The organism is Helicobacter sp. (assembly GCF_014799995.1).
Classification (GTDB): domain Bacteria; phylum Campylobacterota; class Campylobacteria; order Campylobacterales; family Helicobacteraceae; genus Helicobacter_D.
Genome location: NZ_JAAVGY010000005.1, coordinates 1 through 25,415, shown reverse-complemented (window position 1 = coordinate 25,415; position 25,415 = coordinate 1). Strand labels below are relative to the sequence as shown.

Annotated in this window: 27 protein-coding genes and 2 pseudogenes; 4 read left to right on the top strand and 25 right to left on the bottom strand. The window is 40.6% G+C overall.

Going from position 1 to position 25,415, the window contains the following annotated elements; all coding sequences use genetic code 11:
- Positions 1-27 precede the first annotated feature (27 nt).
- A complete protein-coding gene (locus HDT10_RS01040; RefSeq protein ID WP_290879054.1) occupies positions 28-1,554 on the top strand; it encodes a type I restriction-modification system subunit M in 1,527 nt (508 codons plus the stop codon).
- A 100-nt stretch (positions 1,555-1,654) separates the two neighbouring features.
- Here HDT10_RS01040 and HDT10_RS01035 read toward each other — a convergent pair whose 3' ends face one another.
- From HDT10_RS01035 to HDT10_RS00995, 9 genes and pseudogenes are all read right to left on the bottom strand, one after another.
- Positions 1,655-2,029: an MmcQ/YjbR family DNA-binding protein gene (locus HDT10_RS01035; RefSeq protein ID WP_290879051.1), complete on the bottom strand. Its 375-nt coding sequence runs from the start codon at positions 2,027-2,029 to the stop codon at positions 1,655-1,657.
- 96 nt (positions 2,030-2,125) lie between these two features.
- Positions 2,126-2,446 carry an SMR family transporter gene (locus tag HDT10_RS01030; RefSeq protein ID WP_290879048.1) on the bottom strand — a complete coding sequence of 107 codons (321 nt, stop codon included), beginning with the start codon at positions 2,444-2,446 and terminating at the stop codon, positions 2,126-2,128.
- A 1-nt stretch (position 2,447) separates the two neighbouring features.
- Positions 2,448-2,792, bottom strand: a complete 345-nt coding sequence (locus HDT10_RS01025; protein WP_290879045.1) for an SMR family transporter — start codon at positions 2,790-2,792, stop codon at positions 2,448-2,450.
- A gap of 33 nt (positions 2,793-2,825) precedes the next feature.
- Positions 2,826-3,179, bottom strand: a complete 354-nt coding sequence (locus tag HDT10_RS01020; protein ID WP_290879042.1) for an arginase family protein — start codon at positions 3,177-3,179, stop codon at positions 2,826-2,828.
- Positions 3,085-3,519, bottom strand: coding sequence for a hypothetical protein (locus HDT10_RS01015; RefSeq protein WP_290879040.1), 435 nt, complete (start codon positions 3,517-3,519; stop codon positions 3,085-3,087). The genes HDT10_RS01020 and HDT10_RS01015 overlap by 95 nt, the downstream gene beginning before the upstream one ends.
- A gap of 101 nt (positions 3,520-3,620) precedes the next feature.
- Positions 3,621-4,265, bottom strand: coding sequence for a CatB-related O-acetyltransferase (locus HDT10_RS01010; protein WP_290879038.1), 645 nt, complete (start codon positions 4,263-4,265; stop codon positions 3,621-3,623).
- A gap of 27 nt (positions 4,266-4,292) precedes the next feature.
- On the bottom strand, positions 4,293-5,477 hold the full coding sequence (locus HDT10_RS01005; protein ID WP_290879035.1) for a type I restriction enzyme endonuclease domain-containing protein: 1,185 nt from the start codon (positions 5,475-5,477) through the stop codon (positions 4,293-4,295).
- Positions 5,417-6,897, bottom strand: a pseudogene (locus HDT10_RS01000) (type I restriction endonuclease subunit R). The gene HDT10_RS01005 and the pseudogene HDT10_RS01000 overlap by 61 nt, the downstream one beginning before the upstream one ends.
- Positions 6,890-7,381, bottom strand: a complete 492-nt coding sequence (locus tag HDT10_RS00995; RefSeq protein WP_290879032.1) for a type I restriction endonuclease — start codon at positions 7,379-7,381, stop codon at positions 6,890-6,892. The pseudogene HDT10_RS01000 and the gene HDT10_RS00995 overlap by 8 nt, the downstream one beginning before the upstream one ends.
- 129 nt (positions 7,382-7,510) lie before the next feature.
- Here HDT10_RS00995 and HDT10_RS00990 point away from each other — a divergent pair, with 129 nt between their 5' ends.
- Positions 7,511-8,626 carry an ImmA/IrrE family metallo-endopeptidase gene (locus HDT10_RS00990; RefSeq protein ID WP_290879030.1) on the top strand — a complete coding sequence of 372 codons (1,116 nt, stop codon included), beginning with the start codon at positions 7,511-7,513 and terminating at the stop codon, positions 8,624-8,626.
- Positions 8,626-9,144, top strand: a complete 519-nt coding sequence (locus HDT10_RS00985) for a DUF4411 family protein (RefSeq protein ID WP_290879028.1) — start codon at positions 8,626-8,628, stop codon at positions 9,142-9,144. Before HDT10_RS00990 ends, HDT10_RS00985 begins: the two co-directional genes overlap by 1 nt.
- A gap of 5 nt (positions 9,145-9,149) precedes the next feature.
- On the opposite strand, the gene HDT10_RS00980 is transcribed toward HDT10_RS00985, so the two are convergent.
- From HDT10_RS00980 to HDT10_RS00905, 16 genes and pseudogenes are all read right to left on the bottom strand, one after another.
- The gene (locus HDT10_RS00980; protein ID WP_290879027.1) at positions 9,150-10,298 is read right to left on the bottom strand and encodes a restriction endonuclease subunit S; all 1,149 of its coding nucleotides are present in this window, start codon (positions 10,296-10,298) and stop codon (positions 9,150-9,152) included.
- A complete protein-coding gene (locus HDT10_RS00975; RefSeq protein ID WP_290879023.1) occupies positions 10,298-11,035 on the bottom strand; it encodes a CAAX protease in 738 nt (245 codons plus the stop codon). The genes HDT10_RS00980 and HDT10_RS00975 overlap by 1 nt, the downstream gene beginning before the upstream one ends.
- Before the next feature lie 304 nt (positions 11,036-11,339).
- Positions 11,340-12,841, bottom strand: a pseudogene (locus HDT10_RS00970) (N-6 DNA methylase).
- Positions 12,842-13,022: 181 nt separating this feature from the next.
- The gene (locus HDT10_RS00965; RefSeq protein ID WP_290879021.1) at positions 13,023-14,144 is read right to left on the bottom strand and encodes an aldo/keto reductase; all 1,122 of its coding nucleotides are present in this window, start codon (positions 14,142-14,144) and stop codon (positions 13,023-13,025) included.
- Between the two features lie 21 nt (positions 14,145-14,165).
- Positions 14,166-15,275, bottom strand: coding sequence for an aldo/keto reductase (locus HDT10_RS00960; RefSeq protein ID WP_290879019.1), 1,110 nt, complete (start codon positions 15,273-15,275; stop codon positions 14,166-14,168).
- 158 nt (positions 15,276-15,433) lie between these two features.
- Complete coding sequence (locus HDT10_RS00955; protein WP_290879018.1) at positions 15,434-16,936, bottom strand: M48 family metalloprotease; 1,503 nt, start codon at positions 16,934-16,936, stop codon at positions 15,434-15,436.
- Positions 16,937-16,966: 30 nt separating this feature from the next.
- The gene (locus HDT10_RS00950; protein WP_290879016.1) at positions 16,967-17,566 is read right to left on the bottom strand and encodes a LemA family protein; all 600 of its coding nucleotides are present in this window, start codon (positions 17,564-17,566) and stop codon (positions 16,967-16,969) included.
- A 43-nt stretch (positions 17,567-17,609) separates the two neighbouring features.
- Positions 17,610-18,044, bottom strand: a complete 435-nt coding sequence (locus HDT10_RS00945) for a MerR family transcriptional regulator (RefSeq protein WP_290879014.1) — start codon at positions 18,042-18,044, stop codon at positions 17,610-17,612.
- Between the two features lie 19 nt (positions 18,045-18,063).
- Positions 18,064-18,549, bottom strand: a complete 486-nt coding sequence (locus HDT10_RS00940; protein ID WP_290879012.1) for a flavodoxin — start codon at positions 18,547-18,549, stop codon at positions 18,064-18,066.
- Positions 18,550-18,563: 14 nt separating this feature from the next.
- On the bottom strand, positions 18,564-19,127 hold the full coding sequence (locus HDT10_RS00935) for an NAD(P)H-dependent oxidoreductase (protein ID WP_290879011.1): 564 nt from the start codon (positions 19,125-19,127) through the stop codon (positions 18,564-18,566).
- A gap of 93 nt (positions 19,128-19,220) precedes the next feature.
- Positions 19,221-19,598 carry a VOC family protein gene (locus tag HDT10_RS00930; RefSeq protein ID WP_290879009.1) on the bottom strand — a complete coding sequence of 126 codons (378 nt, stop codon included), beginning with the start codon at positions 19,596-19,598 and terminating at the stop codon, positions 19,221-19,223.
- Positions 19,595-20,344: an ankyrin repeat domain-containing protein gene (locus HDT10_RS00925; RefSeq protein ID WP_290879007.1), complete on the bottom strand. Its 750-nt coding sequence runs from the start codon at positions 20,342-20,344 to the stop codon at positions 19,595-19,597. The genes HDT10_RS00930 and HDT10_RS00925 overlap by 4 nt, the downstream gene beginning before the upstream one ends.
- Before the next feature lie 38 nt (positions 20,345-20,382).
- Positions 20,383-20,796 (bottom strand): pyridoxamine 5'-phosphate oxidase family protein, encoded by a 414-nt coding sequence (locus HDT10_RS00920; protein WP_290879005.1) that lies wholly within the window; start codon positions 20,794-20,796, stop codon positions 20,383-20,385.
- A 59-nt stretch (positions 20,797-20,855) separates the two neighbouring features.
- Positions 20,856-21,878, bottom strand: a complete 1,023-nt coding sequence (locus HDT10_RS00915) for an alpha/beta hydrolase (RefSeq protein ID WP_290879003.1) — start codon at positions 21,876-21,878, stop codon at positions 20,856-20,858.
- Positions 21,879-21,888: 10 nt separating this feature from the next.
- Positions 21,889-23,187, bottom strand: coding sequence for an NAD(P)-dependent alcohol dehydrogenase (locus HDT10_RS00910; protein ID WP_290879001.1), 1,299 nt, complete (start codon positions 23,185-23,187; stop codon positions 21,889-21,891).
- A gap of 186 nt (positions 23,188-23,373) precedes the next feature.
- The gene (locus HDT10_RS00905; protein WP_290878998.1) at positions 23,374-23,997 is read right to left on the bottom strand and encodes an HAD family hydrolase; all 624 of its coding nucleotides are present in this window, start codon (positions 23,995-23,997) and stop codon (positions 23,374-23,376) included.
- Positions 23,998-24,156: 159 nt separating this feature from the next.
- Between HDT10_RS00905 and HDT10_RS00900 the strand changes: the two genes are divergently transcribed.
- Positions 24,157-25,415 (top strand): PDC sensor domain-containing protein (locus HDT10_RS00900; protein WP_290878995.1); only part of this gene is annotated, 1,259 nt, incomplete at its 3' end.

Here is a 25,415-nt window from a genome sequence, read left to right as displayed (position 1 = left end):
TGGCAATATCATACAAAGGATAAAACGATGAAGAGCGTAGAGCAAAGAGAGGAACTCCATAAAACGATATGGAAAATCGCCAATGACTTAAGAGGAAGTGTCGATGGCTGGGACTTCAAAAGCTATGTTTTGGGGTTTTTGTTTTATTACTTTATCAGTGAGAAACTCAAAAATAGCATTGCTGAATTACACAATACAGACTATGAAAACTTAAGCGATGAGGAAGCAGAGAATGGCAGGGAGACTATCCTCAATGCCTATGGATTTTTTATCAAGCCTAGTGCGTTGTTTTCTAATGTGCTTAAAAATGCTGATTTAGAGAAACTCAATGAGACTTTAAGCGGATATTTTAAAGAAATCCAAACAAGTAGCAAGAATTATGAAAGCTTTAGGCAATTTGAGGGGCTTTTCGCGGATATGGATTTATACTCTAATAAACTTGGCAACTCCAATAGTGAGCGCAATAAAAAGATTTTAAGCATAATGAAAGCGATTTGGGGTTTGGAGCTGCATTATAACGCGAATGAAATTGATGTCTTTGGTGATGCGTATGAATATTTGATGAAAATGTATGCAAGCAGTGCGGGGAAAAGTGGCGGGGAGTTTTTCACTCCTCAAGAAGTTAGTAAGCTTCTCGTAGAAATCACACTCTGCCATAATCCTAAACCTAATAAAGTCTATGACCCTGCTTGTGGGAGTGGCTCACTACTCTTGCAATATAAAAAGATTTTGAAAAAAGACCCGAAATTAGGCTATTTTGGACAAGAAATCAATATCACCACTTATAACCTCGCAAGAATGAATATGCTACTGCATAATGTGGAATGGACGCGTTTTGATATAGCGCACGGCGATACTTTGACAAAGCCTAATGAAAAACACAAAGAAGCCGAACCTTTTGACGCAATCGTTAGCAATCCCCCTTATAGTATCAAATGGGAGGGCAAAAGTAATGCATTTTTAATCAATGATGAGAGATTTTCTAAGGCGGGGGTTTTAGCTCCTGAATCAAAGGCTGATTTGGCTTTTGTAATGCACGCTTTGGCGTGGCTTAGCGAGAAAGGCAGTGCGGCGATTGTCTGCTTCCCGGGCGTAATGTATAGAAGCGGGGCAGAGCGGGATATAAGAAAGTATTTGATAGAGGAAAATTTCGTTGATTGCATAATCGCTCTTGCGCCTAATCTTTTCTTTGGCACAGGCATAGCAGTGTGCATCTTGGTATTGCGCAAGAATAAGAGGGACGATAAGGTTCTATTTATCAATGCCGTAGAGGAGTTTATCAAAGTAACTAATAAAAATATGCTCTCACCGCAGAATTTAGAAAAGATTTTAGAATCCTACAAGGCAAGGGATAATCAAGAGTTTGTCAGTGCGCTCGTGCCAAAAGAGCAAATCGCAAGGAATGATTATAATCTAAGCGTCTCTAGCTATGTGGAGGCAAAGGATACGCGAGAAGCGGTTGATATAACGCTTCTAAATGCAGAGATTAAAGAGATAGTCAAGGCTCAAAGTGCTTTAAGAGCGCAGATTGATGCAATCGTTGCGGAGCTTTAAGGAAGTGTGAGGCACAGCGATTTTAGCGCAAAACAAAATCGTGTTTGACGCGAAGATATAGGGCGGGCTTGGCTTGGAATCTTGCCGCAAGATTCCAAGCTTAGGCGAGCGTATAGCTTTCGTCTAGGAATTGATAGAGTTGTTTGAGTGGCAATGTCTTGCCCGTGAGCAAAATGCTTATCCAATGTTTCTTGTTCATGTGCCATGCCTTGAAGCAAAACTCATTATCGACAAATGCCAAGACATCTTGTGGGTCGAGCTTGAGATTGATTATCTCGACATCACCCGATTCTTTTAAGCCAAGCTTGGTTTTGTCAATCACCAAAAAAACCGCGTACCATTTCTTGCTTTCTTTCTTGCGCAAAACGGCGTTTTTTGGAAATTTCTGCCATAAAAATTCGAGCTCATCGCCATATTTTTCTTTCGCATACACGCAAAGTTCTTGCGCATTTTTGCTCACAAAAACAGCGTTCATTTTATGCTCCTTTTAAAGAATCTCGCCCACATATTGCAACGATTTCTAAAGCCAATGTTACAAGCAGGCTTATTAATTTACTCTTTTTACGCTTATCTAAACATCGATATGCAGCAAAATCACAGCGCATAGAATGATTGCAATGCCCACATAGCCTATTATGCCGATTCTTTCTTTGAATAAAATATATCCTCCCGCCGTTGTGCCGATAATGCCCACTGCGCCCCACGTGGAGTATGCAACGCTAAGTGGCAATGTTTCAATCGCGAAAGTCAATGCGATAAATGCTGCCCATATCATAATAATACACGCTGCCGCATAGCCCTTGTGCGTAAAGGCGTTAGATTTTTTGAGAAACAAATTTGCAAAAATATCTAAGATAGCTGCGAAAATGACAAGCCCCAATGCCCAACTCATTTTAGGATTCCTTTTTGTTGTTGCGCAATTCGGCATAGTTAATCAGCCCAATGCCACAAAAAGAAAGCACGATTCCTAGCTTTTGCGTCCATAATAATTCTTCGTTGAAATAGAAAATGCTAAGTCCCAATACGCATAATGTCCCCAAAACTTCCCAAATCGCATAGGCGACACTCACCGAAAGTCTTTTGAGCGAGAGAGCCATAAGATAATACGAAACCACAAGCAAGAGCAGCATAGACGCGTATCCAAAGATTGCGCCCTCGCTTGCTTTCATGATATGCACCGCAAGCACTTCTGTAAGGATTGCAAGTGTTAAGAAAAGGTAGGCTGTTTTAAGGTTCATTTGAAATCTCCCGATTTATTTCCTCGCGTTTTCCTAATTTTCTTTTACTAGCGGCAAACCTTGCAAAAGCCTTTTGAGCTTGATTTGCACTTGTGGCAGATGTTCGGCGATACTTAGCCCCACCACATCATATTTTTGCGCCACGTCTTGAATGATTTGCGACACTTGTTCTATGCTCATTTGCCCCGTGTTGCCCACAGCGGCATAGAGTTCTTTTGGGTCGAGCACATCTAAATCAAGATGAATCACAACCTTTTTTGCCCCGACTTTTTCGAGCCATTGCAAGACATTTTTAGAATCTCTCGCCTCTTTTGGCGCGAGGGATTCGAGCCAAAACTCCCTTTGGCGCGCCGCATAATGCGTTGCCTCGTCTGAATGCAAGCCCACGAGCAGCGCCTTTTGCGGTGCAATCGCCGCCGAGTGTCAGAATCCTTACGGGCTTGCGCTCCACAAGAATCGCGAGCGCGTTTTTGGTCTGTTGCAACAACGTGTTTTTGTCGATGATTCCGTCTTGCACAACGCGCCGCCCCACGCTATCGAGCGCAAAATCGGTCGCGACATTCACCACCGCCGTGTCGCAAGGCGCGATAGAATCGGCGAGCAGCGCGAGAATCTGCGCGCCCAAGACATAGCCCTGCGCCGCCTCTTTTGGGCTTAGGTCATCAAACCAGCCCGCGATGTCGCCGCCCTGCCATTGGGGATAGACGATCCGTAAGAGATGTGCCATTGGTGCTCCTTTTGTTTTTGCACATAATAGCATAAATGCAAGTTAAGGGCAAATATTCTGAAGCATTTAAAAGATGGCTATCTATAATGATTCTGCAAATATTACTTTTCCACGAGTTTGCGAATCTCTCCTTTGACAAAGTCAAGATTGCTATTTGTGAGAATCGGAATCAAGGAATTGATTGTATCGATACTTTTATCCCACCACTTAAGCCGAAGCAGAAGTGCAATCAGCTCCTCATCAAATCTCTTTTTAATCACTCTCGCAGGATTCCCAACCACAATCGTATAGGGCGCAACATTGCTACCCACGACACTATTTGCGCCAATAATCGCCCCATCGCCGATTTGAACACCCGGAAGTATCGTTGCATTTTGACCAATCCAAACATCATTACCAATGATTGTATCGCCTCTTAAGGGCAAATCGCTAGGCGAGGGCACTTCCATATCCCAACCTTCAAAGATATAAAAAGGAAAGGTGCTCACAGCATTCATTTGATGATTTGCGCCATTCATAATAAACTCCACACCCGCAGCGATTTGGCAAAATTTGCCAATGATGATCTTGTCGCCATTAAAATCATAATGATGTGTTACATGGCTTTCAAAATCCGAATCGCTAATATACGTGAAATCACCCACGATAATGTTAGGATTCTTGAGTGTTGGCTTAACGTATGTAATATATGAAATCCCCTGCATAGGAAAGGGATTATTTGGATTAGGCGTAATTCCATTTTTCATGCTATTTCTCCTTGTGTCGAATTTTTCTTATGATTCTATCAAATCTTTTGCCACAAGCTCGGCTTGCTCAATCACTCTATCTACTGCTAGTTTTTGCATATCGGGCGGATAGCCATATTCTCTAAGCACCTTTTTAACCGCCAAACGCAACCTAGCTCGCACATTCTCTTTATATTGCCAATCCAATGTAACATTTTTCTTGAGTATCTCAAAAACGGCTATGGCAAGTTCTTTGAGAGTGTCTTGGCTCATCAGCTCTTTTGCGCTTTGATTTTGTGCAATGGCTTCATAAAAGGCAAACTCATAATCTTTAAGCCCCATTGCTTGCTTTTGCTTCTCGCCAGCAATCAACTCTTTACTTAAAATAATCAGCTCTTCAATGGCTTCTGTAACGCTCATCAGATTATTTTGGTATTGACGCATTGTGTTTTTGAGCCTCTCCATAAGACTTTGGGCAGAAATCGCGTTCGCAAGCCGCGCAGAGAGTTCATCATTTAAGAGTTTTTGCAATGTCTGCAAGGCAAGGTTTGGGTGTTTGTGGTTCGCAAGCTCGCCCAAAAATTCTTCGGATAAAATCGCAAGATTTGGCTTTGCAATCCCCGAATGCCCTAGCAAATCAATCACCCCATCGCTTACGATTGCATCATTAATAATTTGCTTGATTGCACTTTGAGAAATCATCTCCGTTTCTATCCGTCCGCGCTCGTATTTTTTCAATGTTCTTTTGATTAAATCAAAAAATGCCACAGCTTTTGCAAGCGATTCTGCCTCCGCGCAGGGCAAAGCCATTGCATAAGCCCTCAAGAGCCTTGCCGCAGTGTCCAAGAATCGCTTTTTGCCATTTTCTTGGGCAAGAATCGTTTCTAAAGTCTGGGCAATCAATGCAAGCTTGCCTTGACTATCAAGCGCGAAATAGTCTAAGGGATTAATTCCCTGAATCATCTGCATCAAAATTTCATAGTTTTCTTGCATTTTGTCAATGATTTTGTCTTTATCCTGCACAAACTCGCCCTTGCCCCCACTTTGGGTATAAAACTCCAACGCATTTTTGAGCTCATGGGCAATCCCCAGATAATCGACAATCAGCCCCGCAGGCTTGTCTTTATAGACGCGATTTACCCTCGCAATGGCTTGCATGAGATTATGTCCACTTAGGAATTTATCCATATAGAGCGTATGCAAAGGTGGCACATCAAAGCCCGTGAGCCACATATCACAAACGATAACAATGTCAAGCGTATCATCAATATCTTTAAAACGTTTGGCAATCTCGCTTCTTTGTGCCTTGCTCGTATGGTGTTGGCTAAATGCGCACCATCGCTGCTATTTGCTGTCATAATCACCTTTAATGCGCCCTTTTGATAATCATCACTATGCCAAGAGGGCATAAGATTCACGATTATATCATACAAAGAAACGGCAATTTCTCGGCTCATACAAACAATCATCGCCTTGCCTTTTAACGCCTCTTGCCTCTTGCTAAAATGTTCCACAATATCTTTTGCCACGACTTCAAGCCGATTTTTCGCCCCGACAATCTCGCATAGCCTCGTGGCTTTGGCGTTGATTCTGTCTTGTTCCTTGCTTGTAACAAGCTTAGAATCAAGCTCTTTTAAAATCTCTTGCCCCTCCTCACTAAGCCCAATTTTAACCAACCGACTTTCATAATAGATTCCCACCGTGGCTTTATCCTCGACCGCCCTAGCAATATCATAAATATCAATATATTCTCCAAACACACGGCGCGTGTCGGCGTCTGCTTTTTCAATTGGCGTGCCGCTAAAGCCCAAATAAGTCGCATTTGGCAGCGCGTCTCGCAAATATTTTGCATAGCCATAGCGCAGCTGCGCCTGCTCATCAAGCCTCGCCTCGAATCCATATTGACTTCGATGCGCCTCATCGCATAAGACGAGAATATTTTCTCTTTGACTTAAAAGCTCGAAGCTTTCCGATTCGCTCCTAAACTTCTGAATCGTGCTAAAAACAATGCCCCCACTTGCCCTTTTGAGCTTGGTTTTAAATCCTGCGTGCTCGTTGCGAGAGTTGGCTCTGTGCGCAAAAGTTCCTTTGCCTTTGCGAAAGTCTCAAACAATTGCTCATCAAGGTCGTTCCTATCGGTGATAACAAGCAAAGTAGGATTTCCAAAAGTCGCAATCGCCTTTGCGCTAAAAAACACCATCGTAAGACTCTTTCCGCTGCCTTGCGTGTGCCATATCACCCCGCCTCTTTTGTCCCCGCACATCGCGACTTTCACTGATTCTATCGCCTTTTGCACAGCATAATATTGATGATAAGCGGCGAGTTTCTTAACAATCTGCGTGCTAGATAAGCCCGATTTGTCGTTAAATGTTTGCTTCTCAAACACGATAAAAAAGCGCAGAATCTCTAAGAGTGTGTGCGGCTCTAACGCGGCAGGCATTCCTAAGGGCAAGGCTTGATTCTCGTTTCTCCAGACCATAAACCGCGCGAAGTCTGCACTTAAACTCCAGATTTTACCATTTAGCCCATCACTTAGCATACAAAGTACATTCGGGATAAACAAAAAGGGAATCTGCGCCTTGTAGGTTTGAATCTGTTGATGGGCACTTTCCAAAGTCGCATTTGCATCGAGCGGATTTTTGAGCTCACACACGACCACAGGCAAGCCATTGATAAACAGCACGACATCGGGACGTTTTGGGCATCGGCGCGGCAAAATGGAGCTGATTGCACGCAAGCAAGGAGTTGTTAGAGGGATTCTCAAAATCTAAAAGGCGCAAGAGAACGCCGCGCGTCTCGCCCTCGAAAAACACTTCAAGCGTGATTCCACGTGTGAGGTAGGCGTGGCATTTGGCGTTTGCCTCCATAAGCTCCTCGTTTTCAAGGGCTTTGAGCTTTTGCAACGCCTCGCTAATAAGCCGCTCTTGAGATTCTATGCTTAAGGCAAGATTGCACAAATGCCTAGAATCTGCCCCAAAGTTAACCCTTTGCACTGCCTCTCTAAACTCGTTCTCGAGCATCCACTCTCCGCCTTTGCGCTCGATTTCCTTGCCACTTTTGCAAATATATCCCGCATTTGCCAAATGCTCAAGGAGCAGGGATTCTATGGCTCTTTCGTTGAGGGTATCGGTTTGCATTGTTTTCCTTAGAGTTTAACTTGCAATTTATTATTAAAAATTTAAAAAATATTATAACAAAATTAAGAATAAGCGATACAATCTTTAGCTATAATCTCTGCACACTATAAAGCTTTTAGGGGATATGTTATGATTTTGAATTATGAAAATAGCAAAATTATAAGAAATATTCCCTATCAAGAAAGCGATATTATTAAAATTTTTGGCAAGAAAAAAGCGCAAGAATTCCAAGATTTTATCAATCAAATCTCTAAAACCTTTGAAACTACGACTGAAAAACTCATAAAACTTGCAAATATTTTTGATATTCCTTTTGCTTACCTCTTTTTAGATGAGATGCCACAGGCGGAGGAATCTTTGCCAGATTTTAGAAGTAATGGTGCAGAATTTAGTCAAAATCTTAAATCTTGTATTGCTTCAAGCAAGAAAAAACAAGAATGGTTTAGAAATTATCTCATAAGGAATGGACACAGCAAGTTTTTAGCAAATCAAAATTTAACTTCAGATAAAGATATTATCCAAACTATCAAGCAAATTACACAATTTGATAAAGCAAAAAATTACTCAAAAGGGCAAAGATTTATTTTTCTTAAAAGCAATATTGAACAATGTAATATTATCGTGCAGCAAAGCGGAATTTCACAAAATCAAACGCGTAAAGCCATCAGCTTTAATGAATGCAGAGGCTATGCCATTTATGATGAATATGCACCACTTATATTTATAAATTCTAAAGATACAAGTGAAAATGGAAAGATTTTTACCCTTTTGCACGAATTAGCGCATATTTTACTAAAACATAGTGGCGTCAGCTCTTATGATTTTGAGTTAGAAGAAGAATACCGTTGCAATAACATTGCGGGAGAAATTCTAATGCCAAGTGAAGCCTTTAAATCAAAATGGAAACGACAAATTCCTATTCAAGCAAATATAGAAAAATTGAAAAATAATTTTGAAATGGCAAGCTCTCTAGCACTTGCTACCAAAGCACTTTTACTTAAATTAACAGATAATGAAAAATATCAGGATTTTAAAAATGCAGAGTTAGAAAAATTTTCAAAAAATAAAGATTCCAAAGGAGGTAATTATTACTCCAATATTATTGCTTCCAATAGCAAAAACTTTACTCAAAGTGTTATCATTGATACACTTAATGGCTATGAAACCTTTAAAGAAGCACTGAATTTACTTAATATTAAGGGATTTGATAAGTTTGATAAACTTGCCAAAGAATTGGGGATTTGATGACTAAATACCTTATTGATACAAATATTTTTATAGAATCTGCTTATAGATTTTATGCCTTTGATATTTGTCCGGGATTTTGGGATTTTTTAGAAAAATGTGCTAGATTAGATTCTGTAAAATCCATTGACAAAGTTTATAATGAAATAACTTCTGATAATCCTAATTTGCAAGAATTTAAAGAGCGGTTGAACAATAGGGAATTTTTCCTATCCATAGAAAACATAGGCTTAGAATCTTATGCAGTCATTTCACAAACGCTTAGAACAATGCAATATACACAAAAAGCAATCAGCGATTTTTCTAGTGGTGCAGATTATTTCCTTATAGCACTTGCCTATCAAGAATCCTACACTATCGTAACGCACGAAGCCAAAAGCGGCAATAATGCGAAAAATACAATAAAAATTCCCAATGTCTGCGAAAGCTTAGAGATTGATTGTATAGATATAGCAGAGTTTTTAAGACGCAAACAAGCAAGGTTTGTTTTAGAGAATACAACACAACAAGAATCTTAAAACCCTCACGCCTCCATTTTTTCATTTAAGATTTTTGATAAAAGCATATCCCGCATTGATTGCAAAGTTTCAATTTGTTTTTGATTGTTTTCTATTTTATTTTCAAAATCTGAAACTATTTTGCTAAATTCATTTATCGTGTTGAAATCTGGCTTTAAAAAACTTGCCTGATATAGTCCCTCAATAGTAATTTGTGGTTGGGCTGAACCTGAAACATATATATAAAAATTACTAGACAAGCAGTAATATTTCAAGTAGTAAAAAGTTATGTCCTTATCCTTTGTTCTCTCTAAAACCAAAGAATTATTAGTTACAAATGACTTTCTTTCTGAAACATTCACCTTGCCCGATGCTTCACCTCTGCATGAAACCAACACTTGAGGTTCTTTATAAAGATATTTATCAAAATACCCTATTTTACCATTTCCACCAAACACAGAATATCCTTGTGATAGCAAGTTTTTAGTTGGTAAATTTTTACCATAAACTATCCTCACATAATCCCCCAATTTCCCCATTTCCCACTCGTTGCGGTTGGGATTGTCTATAAAGGTATGGCGAAAGAGAGTGAGGGCGAGGGATTCTAGGGTTTTGTTTTGCCTATGAAGCAAATCTATCTTGTCATCAAAACTACTTAGAATCTCCGCGATTTGTTGTTGGACTTTGAGGGGCGGGAGGAGGAACTCATAATCTCTTATGACTTCTATTTGCACCCTTTCTCTACCTGAACTTCCCGTCATTGATTTGATAGCAGTTTCTCTAAAATTTTCACTTCTTGCTAGATAATATAGAAAGTGTTTATCACTTATATTTTCCTTTTGCCTTAAAACAATAAATTCAGTAGAACCAAAAGCAATTTCGTTGTTTTCTAAAAAATCAACAAAAGCAGTTTTGCCATTTTCTAAACAAGGGGTAATTCTTGCTAGTAGTGTATCTCCATTTTTGAATTTACTTCCACTCTTAAAAGATTCTACATTGAAAGAATAAATTTTCTTGTTAAATGGCTCTAAATTATCCATAGAAACCTTTTTGGCAATCGTATTTTTCTTAATAGATTCTAATGGATTTATCTCCGCCACTTCCCCCAACCTGACTTCTTTCCATTGCTCTTTGTGGAGGGATTGGAAGAAATTTTCATTCTGTGTTTGCACCATTAGTTACCTTTTACTTTGCTTTTGTGTGTGAAAATAATGCACCTCAACCGTTCAATAATTTTAAAAAAGCCAAATTCCTCCTTATCACTCTTATGGTTATAATGATATTGCAGTTTGATATAAGATTGAATCTCTCCTATATTGGTGGCATCATAGAGATTATATCCTAAACGCAAAAGCAAAATTTCTAAATCTTTTTGGAATCTTATTTTGGTGGGTTTGTTGTGAAAAATCTCATTTCTTGCATTGCGGATTTTATCAATTTTGTCTATCAAATGTGCTTTTGTGTCATAGCTTGGGAGTGGTTGATTTTTATATTCTTTTGGATTCTTGAACAATGGAGTGAGTTCGCTCCAATGATTGTCTAAAATTTGTTGCAAATCCCCTAGAGAAAATATATCAAAAACTTCAAAGGTATCTTTAAAATCGGAAATTCGCAAATGTCTTTTTTCGGTGATACTTTTAATCTGCTTTAAAAGCTTATTTTCTTTGAGGTTTTGGCTTTGAGATTTTAAAAACCAATCGTCTTTGTCGTTATTGTATAGATTTGCTATTTCTACTGCTAATGTGCTACGCAAGGCATTTTCAAAACAATGCAAAAGTAAAAAATGCGCTTGATGAGATTTGCGCCTTTTATTATAAAAACTCATAATAAAATCAAAAAGATTATCTGTGTGGAATTTAGGCAAAACAGCCTGCGCTTCTCTGCACGCTCCCCATAAATAATGAAAATGCAAAACTCTTGTGCTTTGCTTAATGCGATTTTCAAAATCTGGTGTTAATAAATGTGGGCAGTGAGTAAAGAGTTTTTTTTATCTTGCACAGATTTTGAGTTTCTAAACTAAAGCTACTCATCGCAATTTCTCCGTTAATATTGCATTTATTTTTATTTTGTTATAATCCTATTCAGTTCAGAGGTCTTACCGCCGTGAATGGTGGGTGCTCTTTAAGAGAGGATACTCTGAATTTCTTTCTTTAATCAAATCCCCCGCAGAATCCACCTCGTAAAACCACTTTGTAAAATATTGTAGCACAAAATGGCTATTTTTGCTCTCCACCTATCAACGCGAGGTTTGCCAAAATCCTTTGGTTGAGCTCTTGTTCCTCTTTGATTTGAGATTCTAACTCCGCCCTTAGACGTGTAAATTCAGCCTCAAAGTCGAAGTTTTGCTCGTTTTCTTCTAGCCCCACAAACCTGCCCGGTGTCAGCGTATAGCCAAGCGCGGCGACTTCTTCTAAAGAGGCGGATTTGCAAAAACCTTTGATGTCTTTGTAGCCTTTTGCCGCTCGCCAATTATGGTAGGTTTGACTGATTCTTTGTATCTCATCGCTTGTTAGAATGCGATTTTTGCGGTTAATCAGCTCGCCACAATTACGCGCGTCTATAAAAAGAATTTCTTGGTTTGTCTTAGAGCGGCGAATAAACCATAGGCAAGCGGGGATTTGCGTATTTAAGAAAAGTTTGGCAGGGAGATTGATAATGCAATCGATTAGATTGGATTCAATTAAATTTTTGCGGATTGCGCCCTCGCCGCCTGTGTTGCTTGTTAGCGAGCCTTTGGCAAGCACGAACCCGGCGACACCTTTTGGCGCGAGATGATAGAGGAAATGCTGAATCCATGCATAGTTTGCGTTTGTCGTTGGCGGGATTCCAAACTTCCAACGTCCATCGTTTGCGAGTTGCTCGCCACTATAATCAGAATCGTTAAATGGCGGGTTGGCAATCACAAAATCTGCTTTTAAATCTTTATGCGCGTCATTTAAAAAACTCCCCTCACTATTCCATTTGACTTGTGAAGAATCAATTTGCCGAATCGCCAGATTCATCTTTGCTAGTCGCCAAGTCGTTTGGTTGCTCTCTTGTCCATAAATAGAGATGTCGTCAATCTTGCCTTGATGATTTTGCACAAAAGCTTCGCTTTGCACAAACATTCCGCCGCTACCACAACATGGGTCAAACACTCTGCCCTTGTAGGGCTCTAAACGAGCAGTTCTACGACACTCTTTGGCGTGTAGAATTGCCCGCCCTTTTTGCCCTCGCTTAGTGCAAATTCGCCCAAGAAATATTCAAAGATATGTCCTAAGATGTCACTACTTTGGGCTATCTTACTTCCCGATTCTCCGCTTAAAGAGAGATTAGATAGCAAGTCAATCAACCCGCCTAAGCAAATGGAATCTAAATTTTCTTTGGCATAGACTTTAGGTAAAACGCCCTTTAGGCTTGGATTTTCCTGTTCTATGGTTTGCATTGCATTATCTAAAAGGCTACCGATATTGCTTTGTTTGGCGTTTTCCATAATGTAACCCCACCGCGCCTTTGGGGGCACAAAAAACGCATTGTGTGCGTGATATTCGTCCTTGTCCTCTGTGTCTCCACCCCCACTTTGCACTCTTTCAAAAATAGCTTGGAAGCTATCGGAGATGTATTTTAAGAAAACTAAGCCCAAAACGATATGCTTATACTCGGCGGCGTCAATGTTTTTGCGGAGTTTGTCGGCGGCAACAAACAGGGTCGATTCGAGTTTTTGAGGCTGCGCTGCCATGTCTCGCCTTTATCTATATTTTATTATATCAACGCCCTTATGCCGCGCGATGGTAGAAAATGTCCGAGCCACAATGGGCTTGGAAGCCCTATCATAGCGCGTTTTTGGGCATTTTTCATCAAAGACATTAGCATGATAGCATAATTTTGCCACAAAAGTGAATCCCGCTTATAGGTTTTGTTTATTGCCCCACGCGCTTTGCCTGCTCTGGCGGGTAGCGGTCGCCAAGAATCTGTATTTTTGCGAGCTCTGCCTCAAAGTTTTTCAACTCTTTTTTGTCCCACCGAATCAGCAATGCCTCAATATTTTCGCTCAAATGCGCTAGGTTTGTCGTGCCAAAAAGTGGGACGATGTAGGGCTTGTTGATTAAAAGATAAGAGATTGCCATTTGAGCAGGGGTCGCGTTGCCATCTTTAGCGGCAGGGTTTCTGCCCTTGCCAAATTCTCTTAAGAGTTCGACAATCTTATAATTTGCTGTCATTGTGTCGTCTTGGTAACGTGGAAAGGTTGCGCGATTATCATTTTTTGGGTCGAAATCGCTATTTTTTCTTAGTCTTCCACTTAAATATCCGCGCGCCAAAGGTGAATAGGCGACAAAGCCGATTCCAAGTTCTTCTAATGTTGGAAAGAGTTCGGTTTCAACATTGCGCCACATCAAATGATATTCACTTTGCACGGCTGTGATTGGGCAGACTTTGTGCGCTTTTTCTATCGTTGCTGCGCTTAATTCGCACACACCAAAGCGCGCGACTTTGCCTTCTTTTATCAAATCTTTTACAGCTCCCGCGACTTCTTCAATCGGCGTTTTAGGGTCGAAGCGGTGTTGGTAAAAAAGCGGAATCTGCTCTATTCCAAGTCTTTTTAGGCTTTGCTCGCAAACTTCTCTAATGCGTTTTGGTGAAGAATTGAGCACATCGGCATTTGCCCCAAAACCAAATTTTGTCGTAACAAAAACCTTATTTTTATAGGGCTTTAGAATCTTGCCCGCTAAGATTTCGTTGCTATCTGGTCCATAGACTTGCGCGGTATCAAAAAGCGTGATTCCATAATCCACGCATTTTGCGACAATCTCTGCTGCCTCTTTTTCGCTCACGACTTTGCTGCGGTGATAGTTGAGCCCCATAAGTCCAAATGCGAGAGCTGAAACCTTGAAGGCATAGTCGCCTTTACCCAAAGTGCGCGTTGGCATGGTTTGTTTTTTAGAATCTGCTGCCAAAAGTGGCGAAGCACCTAAGCTCAAACTTGCCCCTAGTATTGTCGCGACTTTCAAAAACTCGCGGCGATTGATAGTGTGATTTTGCATTGTTTCTCCTTTTATTTTAGGTTATAGCCCTACGCTGTTTGCTGCATCGCTACCCGGAGCGTATCGCTCACCTACGATGACAAGCTTACTAAGCTGGCTATTGATTTCTTTGAGCTCGTCTTTGCTAAATGTTAGCAGACAAGAGTTAAGATTCTCTTCTAGCCGATGAATCTTAGTTGTCTCGGGAATGGGCACAACAAAACTCTTATTTGCAAGAATCCATGCCAAAGAAACTTGCGCCACGGTTGCTGGTTTGCCATTAATGCTTTTGCTCTTTGCCACATTTCTAATAAAATCAATCACTTGTTGATTTGCTTCTAGTGCTTCTTTAGAAAGTCGCGGAAAAGAATTGCGCATATCTAGCGTGGCATGGAAAGTTGTGTTTTTATCAAAACTTCCACCCAAAAACCCTCTATCAAGCGGGCTATATGCGACAATCGTAATGCCTAGTTTTTCGCATGTATCCATAATGCCATTGCTTTCTAGCTCGCGAAAAGCCATTGAATATTGACTTTGCATTGCCACAGGAGCAAAGACATTGCATGCTTTTTGGATTGTCTTAACTCCCGCTTCGCCCAATGCCCATGCTTTGATTTTACCTTCTTTAACAAGCATTTGCATTGTTTCTGCCACTTCTTCAATCGGCGTGTCAATATCAACTCGATGTTGCGTATAGAGGTCAATGCAATCTCTTTGCAATCGTTTTAAGCTCCCATCAACGGCGCGAATGATAGTTTTTCTGCTCGAATCAAGCTGTTGTTTTCCAAAAGGATAATAGAATCCAAACTTTGTGTTGATGACAACTTTGTCTTTGTAGGGCTTGAGTGCAACTCCTAGCAATTCTTCATTTGTGTGTGGTCCATAGACTTCGGCTGTGTCAAAGAATGTATAGCCCAAATCGACAGCTTTTTGCAAGAGTTTTATCATTTCTTTTTTGTCTCTTGCTGGTCCATGATTTGCGCTCATTCCCATACAACCCAAGCCAATACTTGAGACTTTGAGATTCCCAATGTTTCTTTGGGGGTAGGGGGTTTGCTTAGGGGTTTGCGCTAGTCCTTGTGTGCCGAAAAAAGCCATTGTAGCAAGTGTCGCACTTGTTTTTAAAAATTTTCGCCTTGAATGTTCTTGCATTTTCGTCCTTTGCAATCTTAAAGTATATTTTGACATTATATTATAAGGCTTAATACTTAGTGTTTGTCAAGAGATTTTTGCGAAAATTACCAAAAACTATTCTCTTAATAAAGTTTCTTTGGCTACGAATTTAATTTTCTTGTGCGTGATTTTGGGGCTTATTCCAATGCGCCCATTTGTTCTAGGCGTAGGATTCGCTGCTCTAATGGAGGGTGTGTGGCAAAAATCATAGCACGGCAAGGCAGGAAAAACATATGTGCGCAAGAACTTGCTTTGGGGTTGGTAAGATAGGTGGGCTTTTTGGGAGAATCTTCACCTGCTTCATAGGTGCTTGAAACCTGTGCAATTTTTTGCAGAGCAGATTTTATGCCTTGAGGATTGCGTGTGTATTGTGTGCTTGAGGCGTCAGCTAAAAATTCCTTTTGACGCGAAATTGCTGCTTGAATGATTTGCGCAAAAAACATACCGACATATCCAAGCGCATAAAATACAAATGCAATGGCAGCAAGTGCGGCAAAGCCTTTGCCATCATCTTTAGAGCGAGAAGTTCTTTTAGAGCTATTGGACATCGCCTCAAGCAACACTTCACCCACCACCACTAAGCAGCTTAGAGCAAATACAAGTGCGAAGATTCTAAGATTGAGTGCGACATCACGATGAAAAGCGTGTGAAAACTCGTGCCCTATCACGCCTTGAAGCTCATCACGACTTAGAAAATCTAGCGCACCTTGCGTTACAAAAATCGCTATTTTTTCTTTCTCTTTGCCAAAATATTCCCCGCTACACATTGCATTAATACCTTTCTCCTCTTTGAGAATAAACACGCGTGGCATAGGGCAAGAGGAGGCAATTGCCATTTCTGCAATCACATTTAAAAGCACTCGTTCTTTTTGTTCTAAATTACTAGATTCTGTAATTTCTGTGGCATTGAGTGTTTTTGCGAGTTTGTCAATGCTGTGCTTTGCCAAAGAGAATTTTTGAAAAACAAAGGCGCAAAAAATCACTGCAACTAAAACAAATGCTAAAGCTAGAGAAATAAGAAAATTTTCAGAAGAATTATCCGCTACAAGAACCATTCTTCTAGGTGGGAAATCAAAAGAAGATGGCACAGCTACATTAAACTCACTAGGATTATCTAGTAAAATAAAAATCAGCCCAAAGCAAGAAAAAGCAGTCAAAAAAATCAAAAATAGCATTATAAAAAAAAGAGCGTTGCACCACAAAATCTTAGATTGTGCAGTGTCTTTATGCTCCCAAAATGTATTGGATAGCTTCACTTCCCTACCCAAAATAGTGCGTGTGATAAAAAACAAAATGAGTGTGCAGAATGCGACAAAGACAAGAAGTGCAATGAGGGTTTTGATATTAAAAAAATACCGAGTGGGCGCATCAAAACCTAGAGATGTGCGTATGTCTGCAAAAAACATTGTGCAAGAATTTAGGAAATCTACAATTTGTGAGGAAGAATTAATCAACAAAATTATGAACAAAATCGCAAAGAAAGTAGCAAGACTTTGAAACAAAATACCGCTTTTTTTGGAAAATTTATTATAGGTAACTATCCACACCCCAAGGATAAACACCATAAGCAAAGTCTTAACGCTTAGAGGCAAGGCTAAAAGAAAATGATTATCCAAAAAAATAGAATCTACTAAATCCATAAGCACACCCTATAAGATTGCAAAAAAACCTTAAAACTGCACTTTGGGTGCTTGGTTTAATACCTCACGCTTCTCCTCAAACTCTAGTAGAGATAAATCTTGTGCGAATTGTGAAAAGAATCCCACAATAATATTAACCGGAAAGGTTTGTTTATAGGTACTGAAGTTTGTTACATTATCATTATAGGCTTGACGCGCAAAAGCGATTTTATTCTCTGTGGAAGCAAGCTGCTCGCTTAGCTGCATCATCGTAGTATTTGCCTTTAAATCAGGATAGGCTTCCATTGTCATATTGAAATTCATCAGTGCATTTTGCAAGGATTTTTCAGCACTATTTAGTGCATTGATAGCATCGGGTGCATTTTTTGCAACATTATCTAGTGCGCTTTTTGCAGTGTTTCTTGCCTCTATGACTTTCATCAAGGTTTCTTGCTCGTAGCTTAGGTATTTTTTGGCAATTTCAATGAGATTTGGGATTAAATCATATCGCCGCTTGAGTTGCACATCAATTTGCGAAAAAGCATTTTGTGCGCGGTTTTTTAAGGTTACTAGAGAATTATAAGCACCAATAAGCCATATCACTCCAAAAGCAATAATACCAACAATGATAAGAATACTCCCAAATACCATTCTTTGCTCCTTTGTTGCAATCAAAAATATATTATAACAGATTCTATGATTTTTTTCTCCCTTTTGTGTCTGTGCAATTTTTCATACCATTGCAGGAATTAAACAAATCAACACCTGTGGCTATCATTTCATCATAGATGCCAATTTTCTTTTCTAGCGCCTGTATGGTTTCATGAATTGTCGCTAGTTGATTCTTAAGAGACTGCGTTTGTTTTACGAGCATTTCTCGCCGCTCTTGTGCCGTTTTCATTCCTTGCGTGAGTAGAATGGCATATCTTTTGATGTCCTTGAGGCTCATTCCCGTGTGTCTTAGATAATTAACCCACGAGACCCATTCCACAGCTTGTTTATTGAAATATTTCACGCCGTTTTCGTCCCTGTCTATCACAGTTTCAAAAACCCCTTTTTTCGCCCAAAATCGTAGAGTATGGGGCGAGATTCCCGTTTGTTTCGAGACTTCTATGATTGTCCAAGCCATTTGTTCTCCTTTTTGCTCATTAATCTAACTCTATTTTGAGAGTTTCTAGCCATTTTCTAATGCTTCCTTTGCTCTCTCCAAAGTTGAATCTGCGCCCTGTTTTAAAGATTGCATTGGGTGCAGACTTTGCCATATCGCGTGGCGCATTGCTCAAATCACTCCCACCGCTTGTGCAGAATGGAACGATGGTTTTGCCGCTAAAATCATGCGATTCGAGGAATGTGTTGATGATATGTGGCGCGGTGTACCACCACACAGGAAATCCGACAAATATTGTCGTGTAATTGCTTATGTCAATGCTATTGGCGATTTGTGGGCGAGATGTTTTATTGTTTTTCATCTCGAGACTCGTGCGACTTTGCTCGTTTGTCCAATCCAAATCTGCCTTGCTATATGGCTCTTGCGGCACAATTTCATAGAGTTCCGCATTGGCAACATTCGCAATCGTTTGCGCGACTTCTTTTGTGATTCCACTTGCACTAAAAAAGGCAACGAGGGTTTTCATTTTTGCTCCTTATTTTAATTTTTTAACCTCTGAATCAAGGCTTGCTTGTAGCTTTCTAGTTGGCTAGAATTGACACCTTCAAAGACTAAGGGTTCTAAATATTCCATGCCACAATGCAGGGCACTTGCTTTCATTGGCAAAAAGACGTCTTTTAGCTCCACGCCCACTCTGCCATTTTTACCATATGTGCTGCGCCCACCGCCTGCTGTGGAGACAACAAGCATTTGTTTGCCCTGCCAAAGTCCCGGTCCCACGCTGCCCCATGTTTCGTTTAAATAGGCTTTCATCATTGGCGTGATATTAAACCAATGCGTGGGAAACAAAAAGACGATTCTTTGATGTTCGCGCGTGATTTTGCGCTCTAGGTTGCCATCAATGGCGCGCGTGTCATAGCCATAGATTTGTTCAAGATTCCGTACCTCTACACCTTGGACACTCCTAGCGGCTTGTTCTAATCCCTTGATAAACGTGGAATGTTCAAAGTAGGGGTGCGAAACAATCACGAGGGTTTTAACTTTTGCTTCATCAGCAAAAGCACTCGCAAACAAGAACAGACTAAGCAATAGTAGCTTTTTCATTTTTACTCCTTTATGTTTTTATTTTTTTAGAATCCATACATATTCTTCTATATGCTTCTTGCTATCATTTTTGTTACCTTTAACAAGGGCTTCTCATTTCTTTGGTGTGGCAATCTCAACCAAATTGCCGTCAGGGTCTTTGAGATAAATCGAATCGAGTTTTGCGACTGCTCCTGTTCTTTCGACAATGCCCATTTCTATTTTTGCCCCCTTTGATTCAAGCTTTCTTTTGATTTCTTCGATGTCGCCCTTTGCGAGTAGGCAAAAGTCTAAAGCCCCATCGCAAGGTTTGCTTGCCGCTGGTTGAAACTCGCCAAAGCGTTGGTGGATATTGATTTTCTGATTGCCAAAGCAGATTGCATAGCGTCCATTTTGCTCTTTGATTTCGCATTCGAGAATCTCGCCATAGAATGCGAGGCATTTTTGAATGTCTTTTGTGAGCAAGACAATATGGTCTATGGATTGTATCATTTTTTACCTTCCTTTCCTTTTTTCTCTAAAAGTTCTACAATCTCTTTATATCCTTCCTCTTTTGCATAATCTAAAGCTGTTTTACCTTTTTCATTTTTAATATTAACATTAGCACCTATTCTTATCAATTCTCTAACTATTTCAGTATCACCATTAATTACAGCTCGTATTAAAGCAGTATCACCAAGTTCATTTTGAATATTCACATCAGCCCCCGCTTTTATTAAATCCATAATTATTTCTTTGTTATACCAAATAAAAGCGCATATTAAAGCAGTATCGCCTCCAAAAGCTTGAATATTTAAATCAGCACCTGCTTTTATCAATTCTTTAGCTACTTCGGTATGACCTTCTCTTGAAGCCACTATTAAAGCAGTAAAACTATATTCGTCTTGTATATTAACATCAGCACCTGCTTTTATCAGTTCTCTAACTATTTCTGTATGACCTTCAAATGAAGCAATCATTAAAGTAGCCCAACCTTCTTTATCTTGCATGTTAATATTAGCTCCATTCTTTATTAATTCTTTCACTATTTCTATATATCCTTTATATGAAGCATACATTAAAGCAGTCAAACCTTCTTCATTTTGTATATTGACATCAATTCCTAAAGCTAATAACTCTTTTACTTTATTTATATCTCCATTTTGTGAAGCCTGTAAAAAGTTTTCCTCATCTTTGGTTAGCGCATAGAGGTTGGTGGAGACTAAAAGAAAAAAGAAAAGAGTCCAGATTATTCTCATGCGCCAATTCCCTTTCATCAATTTTCGTTTCAGTATCATCAAAAAACAAACCTTTCTTTCTTGAAATCGCAATAATATTCTGCCTCAATACACGTAAATTTTAAGACGCAATAATCGGGGTCGCCGATGCCTTTTTTGTAATACTTCGTGTCGCCCTCTTGCCAAATCATCTCTTTTGTGGGCATGTCTTCGCAAATCTCTATCGTGCCAATGATTCCGAGCCCCTGATATTTAAAACGTCCGCGTTTATAGAAATACACGCAAGCCTTTTGGTTGCTCGAATAATGCTTGATTTTGTTTGATGATGTGTTTGTCGTGAAATAAATTTGATTCTCCTCTATCTTTCTTGGCGCGAGCATTGCCCGAATCATGGGGAATCCATTTTCATTCACCGAGCCCAAAAAGGCGGTTTTTTGCTCGCTAATAAATGCGAATGCTTGTTCTTTGTCCATTATTTTCCTTTTATGCTTGCCCCTCGCAAGGCAAATTGCCAAGCAAGGAGCAAATCTAATTACTTCAGATTCTCATTGAAAAATGCCGCGATTTTTTCAAATGGAATCTTCTGCGCATTATCATACAAATCGACATGATTTGCGTCTTTGATAAGCAGCAATTCCTTGTTCTTGCCTTTTAGCTTCTTGAACGCGTCTTCGCCAAAATATCGACTATGCGCCTTGTCGCCATGAATGACCAAAACCGCGCTTTGGATTTCATCGCTATATGCCAAAATCGGCATATTTATCATTGAAAGCGATGATGTTAGATTCCAAGCGCCATTTGAGTTAATCGAACGCTCGTGGAATCCTCGCGGCGTCTTGTAATATTCAAAATATTCCTTGATAAACAGCGGCTCATTTCCTGTGAGTTTTTCGGGCAATCCACCTGCTTTTGCAAATGTGCCTTTCTTAAAATCCTCCGTGCGCTGTTTATTGAGATTCTCTTTGAGCTCATAACGCGCCCTTGCGTCCATCGTGTCGTTGTATCCTCGCGCGCTTACGCGTGTCATGTCATACATTGTCGAAGCCACCGTGGCGCGAATGCGCGTGTCCATCGCGGCGGCATTGATGGCAAACCCGCCAAAGCCGCAAATGCCCAAGATTCCGATTCTCTTAGAATCCACATTTGCGTGGTTGCTCAAGAAATCCACAGCCGCGCTGAAGTCCTCTGTGTTGATGTCGGGCGAGGCGACACTGCGGGGCTCGCCGCCGCTTTCGCCTGTGTAGGACGCGTCAAAGGCGAGGGTGATAAAGCCCTTTTGTGCGAGCGTTTGCGCATAGAATCCGCTTGCTTGTTCCTTCACCGCGCCAAATGGTCCCGCGATTGCGATTGCCGCGAGCTTTTGCTTGCCGACATTTTTGGGAATATATAAATCCCCGACTAGCTCGATTCCATAGCGATTTTTAAAACGCACTTTTTGCACATTCACCTGTTCGCTTTTTGCGAAAACTTTGTCCCATTTGTCTGCTGCCATGCTTGTTCCTCCTAGAAATATTGCGAATAGAATCGCGAAGATTTTAGCCATTCCTCGTGCCATTTTGTCCCCCTTAACTTAAGCTGCTCATATCAATCACATAGCGGAATTTTACCTTGCCCGCCGCGACAACTTGATATGCTTCATCGAGTTTTTGAATCGGAATGATTTCGACATCGGGGTAGATGTTGTTTTTCACAGAATAATCCAACATTTCCTGCGTTTCTTTGATTCCACCAATCACGCTTGGGTAGATTTTTTTATTCTGAAACTGCCACACAAACGCGTCAAAATCTAGCTTTGGCTTGTCTTTTGGCGCGGGCAAGCCGACAATCGCCATTTCGCCGCCAAACTTTAACATTTTGTGGTAATCATTCACATCATAATGATACGGAATCGTGCTAATGATAAAGTCAAATTCATTTGCGATTTGCGCAAATTCTTTACTTTTGACATTCACAAATCGCTTGATTCCAAGCACCTTCGCCTCTTTCGCCTTGTCGACAATATCAAATGCCGTAACCTCCGCGCCTAGCGCAATCATATATTTTGCTGCCATGTGCCCGAGCCCGCCGAGCCCAGCAACGGCGACCTTTTGCCCTTTTTTGACGTTTGAGAACATAATCGGTGAATAAGTCGTAATCCCCGCGCAAAGCAATGGCGCGACTTTCTCGAGTTTGGCATTGCTTGGTACAGAAATGGCAAATTTTTCGCTCAAGACGATATTACTAGAGTAGCCACCTTTGGTGATGTCGTTGTTGTGGAAGACATCTTTGCTGTTGTAGGTATAGACGGTCTTGCCGTTTTGGCAATATTGCTCTTTGCTCGCCTTGCAAGCCTCGCACTCGCCGCAACTATTGACCATACACCCGACACCGGCATAATCGCCAACCTTGAATTTGCTCACCTTGCTCCCCACTGCGATGACTCTGCCCAGAATCTCGTGCCCGGGCACGATGGGGTAGGTTGGCGCGTGGTGGTCGCCGCTCACGGCATGCAAATCGCTATGGCAGATTCCCGCGTAGAGAATCTCGAGCAAGATGTCGTGCTCGCCCACCGCATGCCGCGTGAAGTTGTAGGGGCGAAACTTCCATTCCTTGCTTGTCGCCGCATAGCCCTTTGCTGTGATGGGCTGCGCGTTTTGGAACTCGGCGAGATTCTGTTCCACGTTTGGCTTGGGGGATTCTTTTGGAAGCAGGACTTCCTTTTGTGCGGCGGGCGCGGCGGCAAGGGGCGAGAAAAGCCCGCTTGCGAGCGTGCCGCTGCCCACGATTCCGCTTGCGAGAATGCTCTTTTTCAGAAACTCGCGGCGGCTCGAATCGGCTGCCACATTGTCGTTGTTTGCGCTATTTGCGCTTGTTTGTTTGTGCATGATTGCTCCTTTTTAGAATATGGACACAATTATAAGTGATGAGAGCGGGTATCAGTCAAGCAAAATGAAATGATAGCATTTTGAGACAACACCAATGAGACTTTAGCTAAAAAGATTCGTTTAGGGAATGTGCAAGAGCGAATCGCAAGAATATGCAAGCCTTAAGGGTTGAGGTTTATAAGCGGCTTATGATTCGTAGTCTTGGAGTTTTGCTAGAAGTTCTTTCGCGGTACTAAACTCATTGCTTTGCAGTGCCTTTTCGCCCCATTTGGCTTGGAGATAAGGAATCTTTGCGTTTTTTGCCGCACCCTCGTCTTTGAGACAATTCCCGACAAAGACGCTAGATTGGAAAGGGGCTTTTTCTAATGCGAGGTGAATCATCATAGGGTTTGGTTTGGATTCTATTGTGTCATTTGTGCCAAGAATGATATTAAAGAATTGATGAATTTTGTGCTTTTGTAAGATTCCCTCTAGTGCCTCTTGTGGTGCATTGGAAGCAAGGGCTAAAAAGTAATTTCTCTCTTTGCAAATTTGTAACATTTCGCGCACGCCCTCAAACAATACCGCACTTTGTTCATAGTGTTTTGTGAAATAAGCCTCAAAGCCTACTTTATAGCTCTTGTGCGGAAAATCCTCTATCCCATAAAAAATCTTTGCACAATTAAGATTTGGTGTGTGAATCGCGTGTTGTATGGTTTCTTTTGGAAGCACAGGCAGATTTTTATCCCTGCGAATCGCGTTAATCGCCTCACAAATAGAGTTTTCACTATCAAGCAATGTCCCGTCCATATCAAAAATAACATTAAGCATATTTAACCCTCCATAAGTGTAATTATAAATCAAATGGAGTAAGAGCGAGATTAGAATCTTGGAAACAAATTTTCGTTTTTTTTTTTTTTTTTTTTTGATTTTATATTAATGATTTTGTCAATAAAATAGCTTCCAAATTTTTATAGCAAAGGAAACACTATGAAGTTGTCATTGGGCATTGGCGGTAAGATTATATTAGCACTTTCAAGTATTTTGATTGTTTGTATGTTGATTTCTACATTTGTTGTTACAAGCTTTTTGAGGGGAATCCAAGAAGAGACGGCTAACAAGTTGCTTGTGAATGCAGCTAAACGTGAGGCTTATAAAGTAGAGGGGGTATTCAATGATATTTATACCGCTCTGAATGCGTCCAGACATTTAGTAGCACGCGATGTGTATAGAGGGAATATTGCTTATTTGGAACAAGATGTAATGGATATTCTAAATAGCAATGGAGCAGGGGCTTTTGGGTGGTTGATACTCAAGGATTCAAGATTCAGAGGAGAACATATTGATGCCAAATACAGATTGCCCAATGGGGATTTTATGATTTTGGCTGTCAATGATGATGAGGGAGATGTGTGGAAAAGTCATATTGGAACAGCCAATGAAACCATTGCAAACTTTAAAAATGCGCAAAATGTTCTATCCACAGGAAAACCTTCAGTAGGAAGACCTCTATGGACTAAGATTGATGGGAAAGAATTTTTTGGTGTGGGAATCGGACAACCTATTGTTGATGAAAGAGGTACAACTATTGGTGTTTTGGGTGTTTTCATTGATTTGTTAGAAATCTCAAACGACCTTCAAAGACCCGATAAGGCTGTTTTCAAGGGTGATTTCAAAGGAATCTATGCGACAGATTCCACGATTGCGGCGCACGGACGCAAGGAGTTTTTGGGATTGTATCTAAGGGAAGTCAATCAAAGCCCCTCAATGAATGAACTCAAACATATGATTGAAAATCAGATTGAGGGAGAGTCTAGCTATATCAATTCTTTGGGTGAGTTGAGCCATACCGCAGTAACCACGATTGAAGTTGGCAATAAAGTTGCTGTTTGGACCTTGATTGTGTCCGCTCCAGAAAGTTCTATCTATGCCGCGGCAACAAAGGCAAGATGGATTTTAATCATTGCCAATATTTTGGTTGTTATTATCATTGCGGCTGGAATGATGATTTTTACTAAATTGCAAATTACTTCACGATTGAAATCTATTTCCTCCTATTTATTTAGATTCTTAAAGGTTGTGAATCACGAAAGCCAAACTTTCCCACCACGATTAAATCTTAATTCCAATGACGAATTCGGCATTATGGCAAAAGAAATCAATCAGAATATAGAGAATATCCAACACGGCTTAGAAAAAGACCAAAATGCAATTGCACAATCTGCACAAACTGCTAAAGCAGTAGAAGA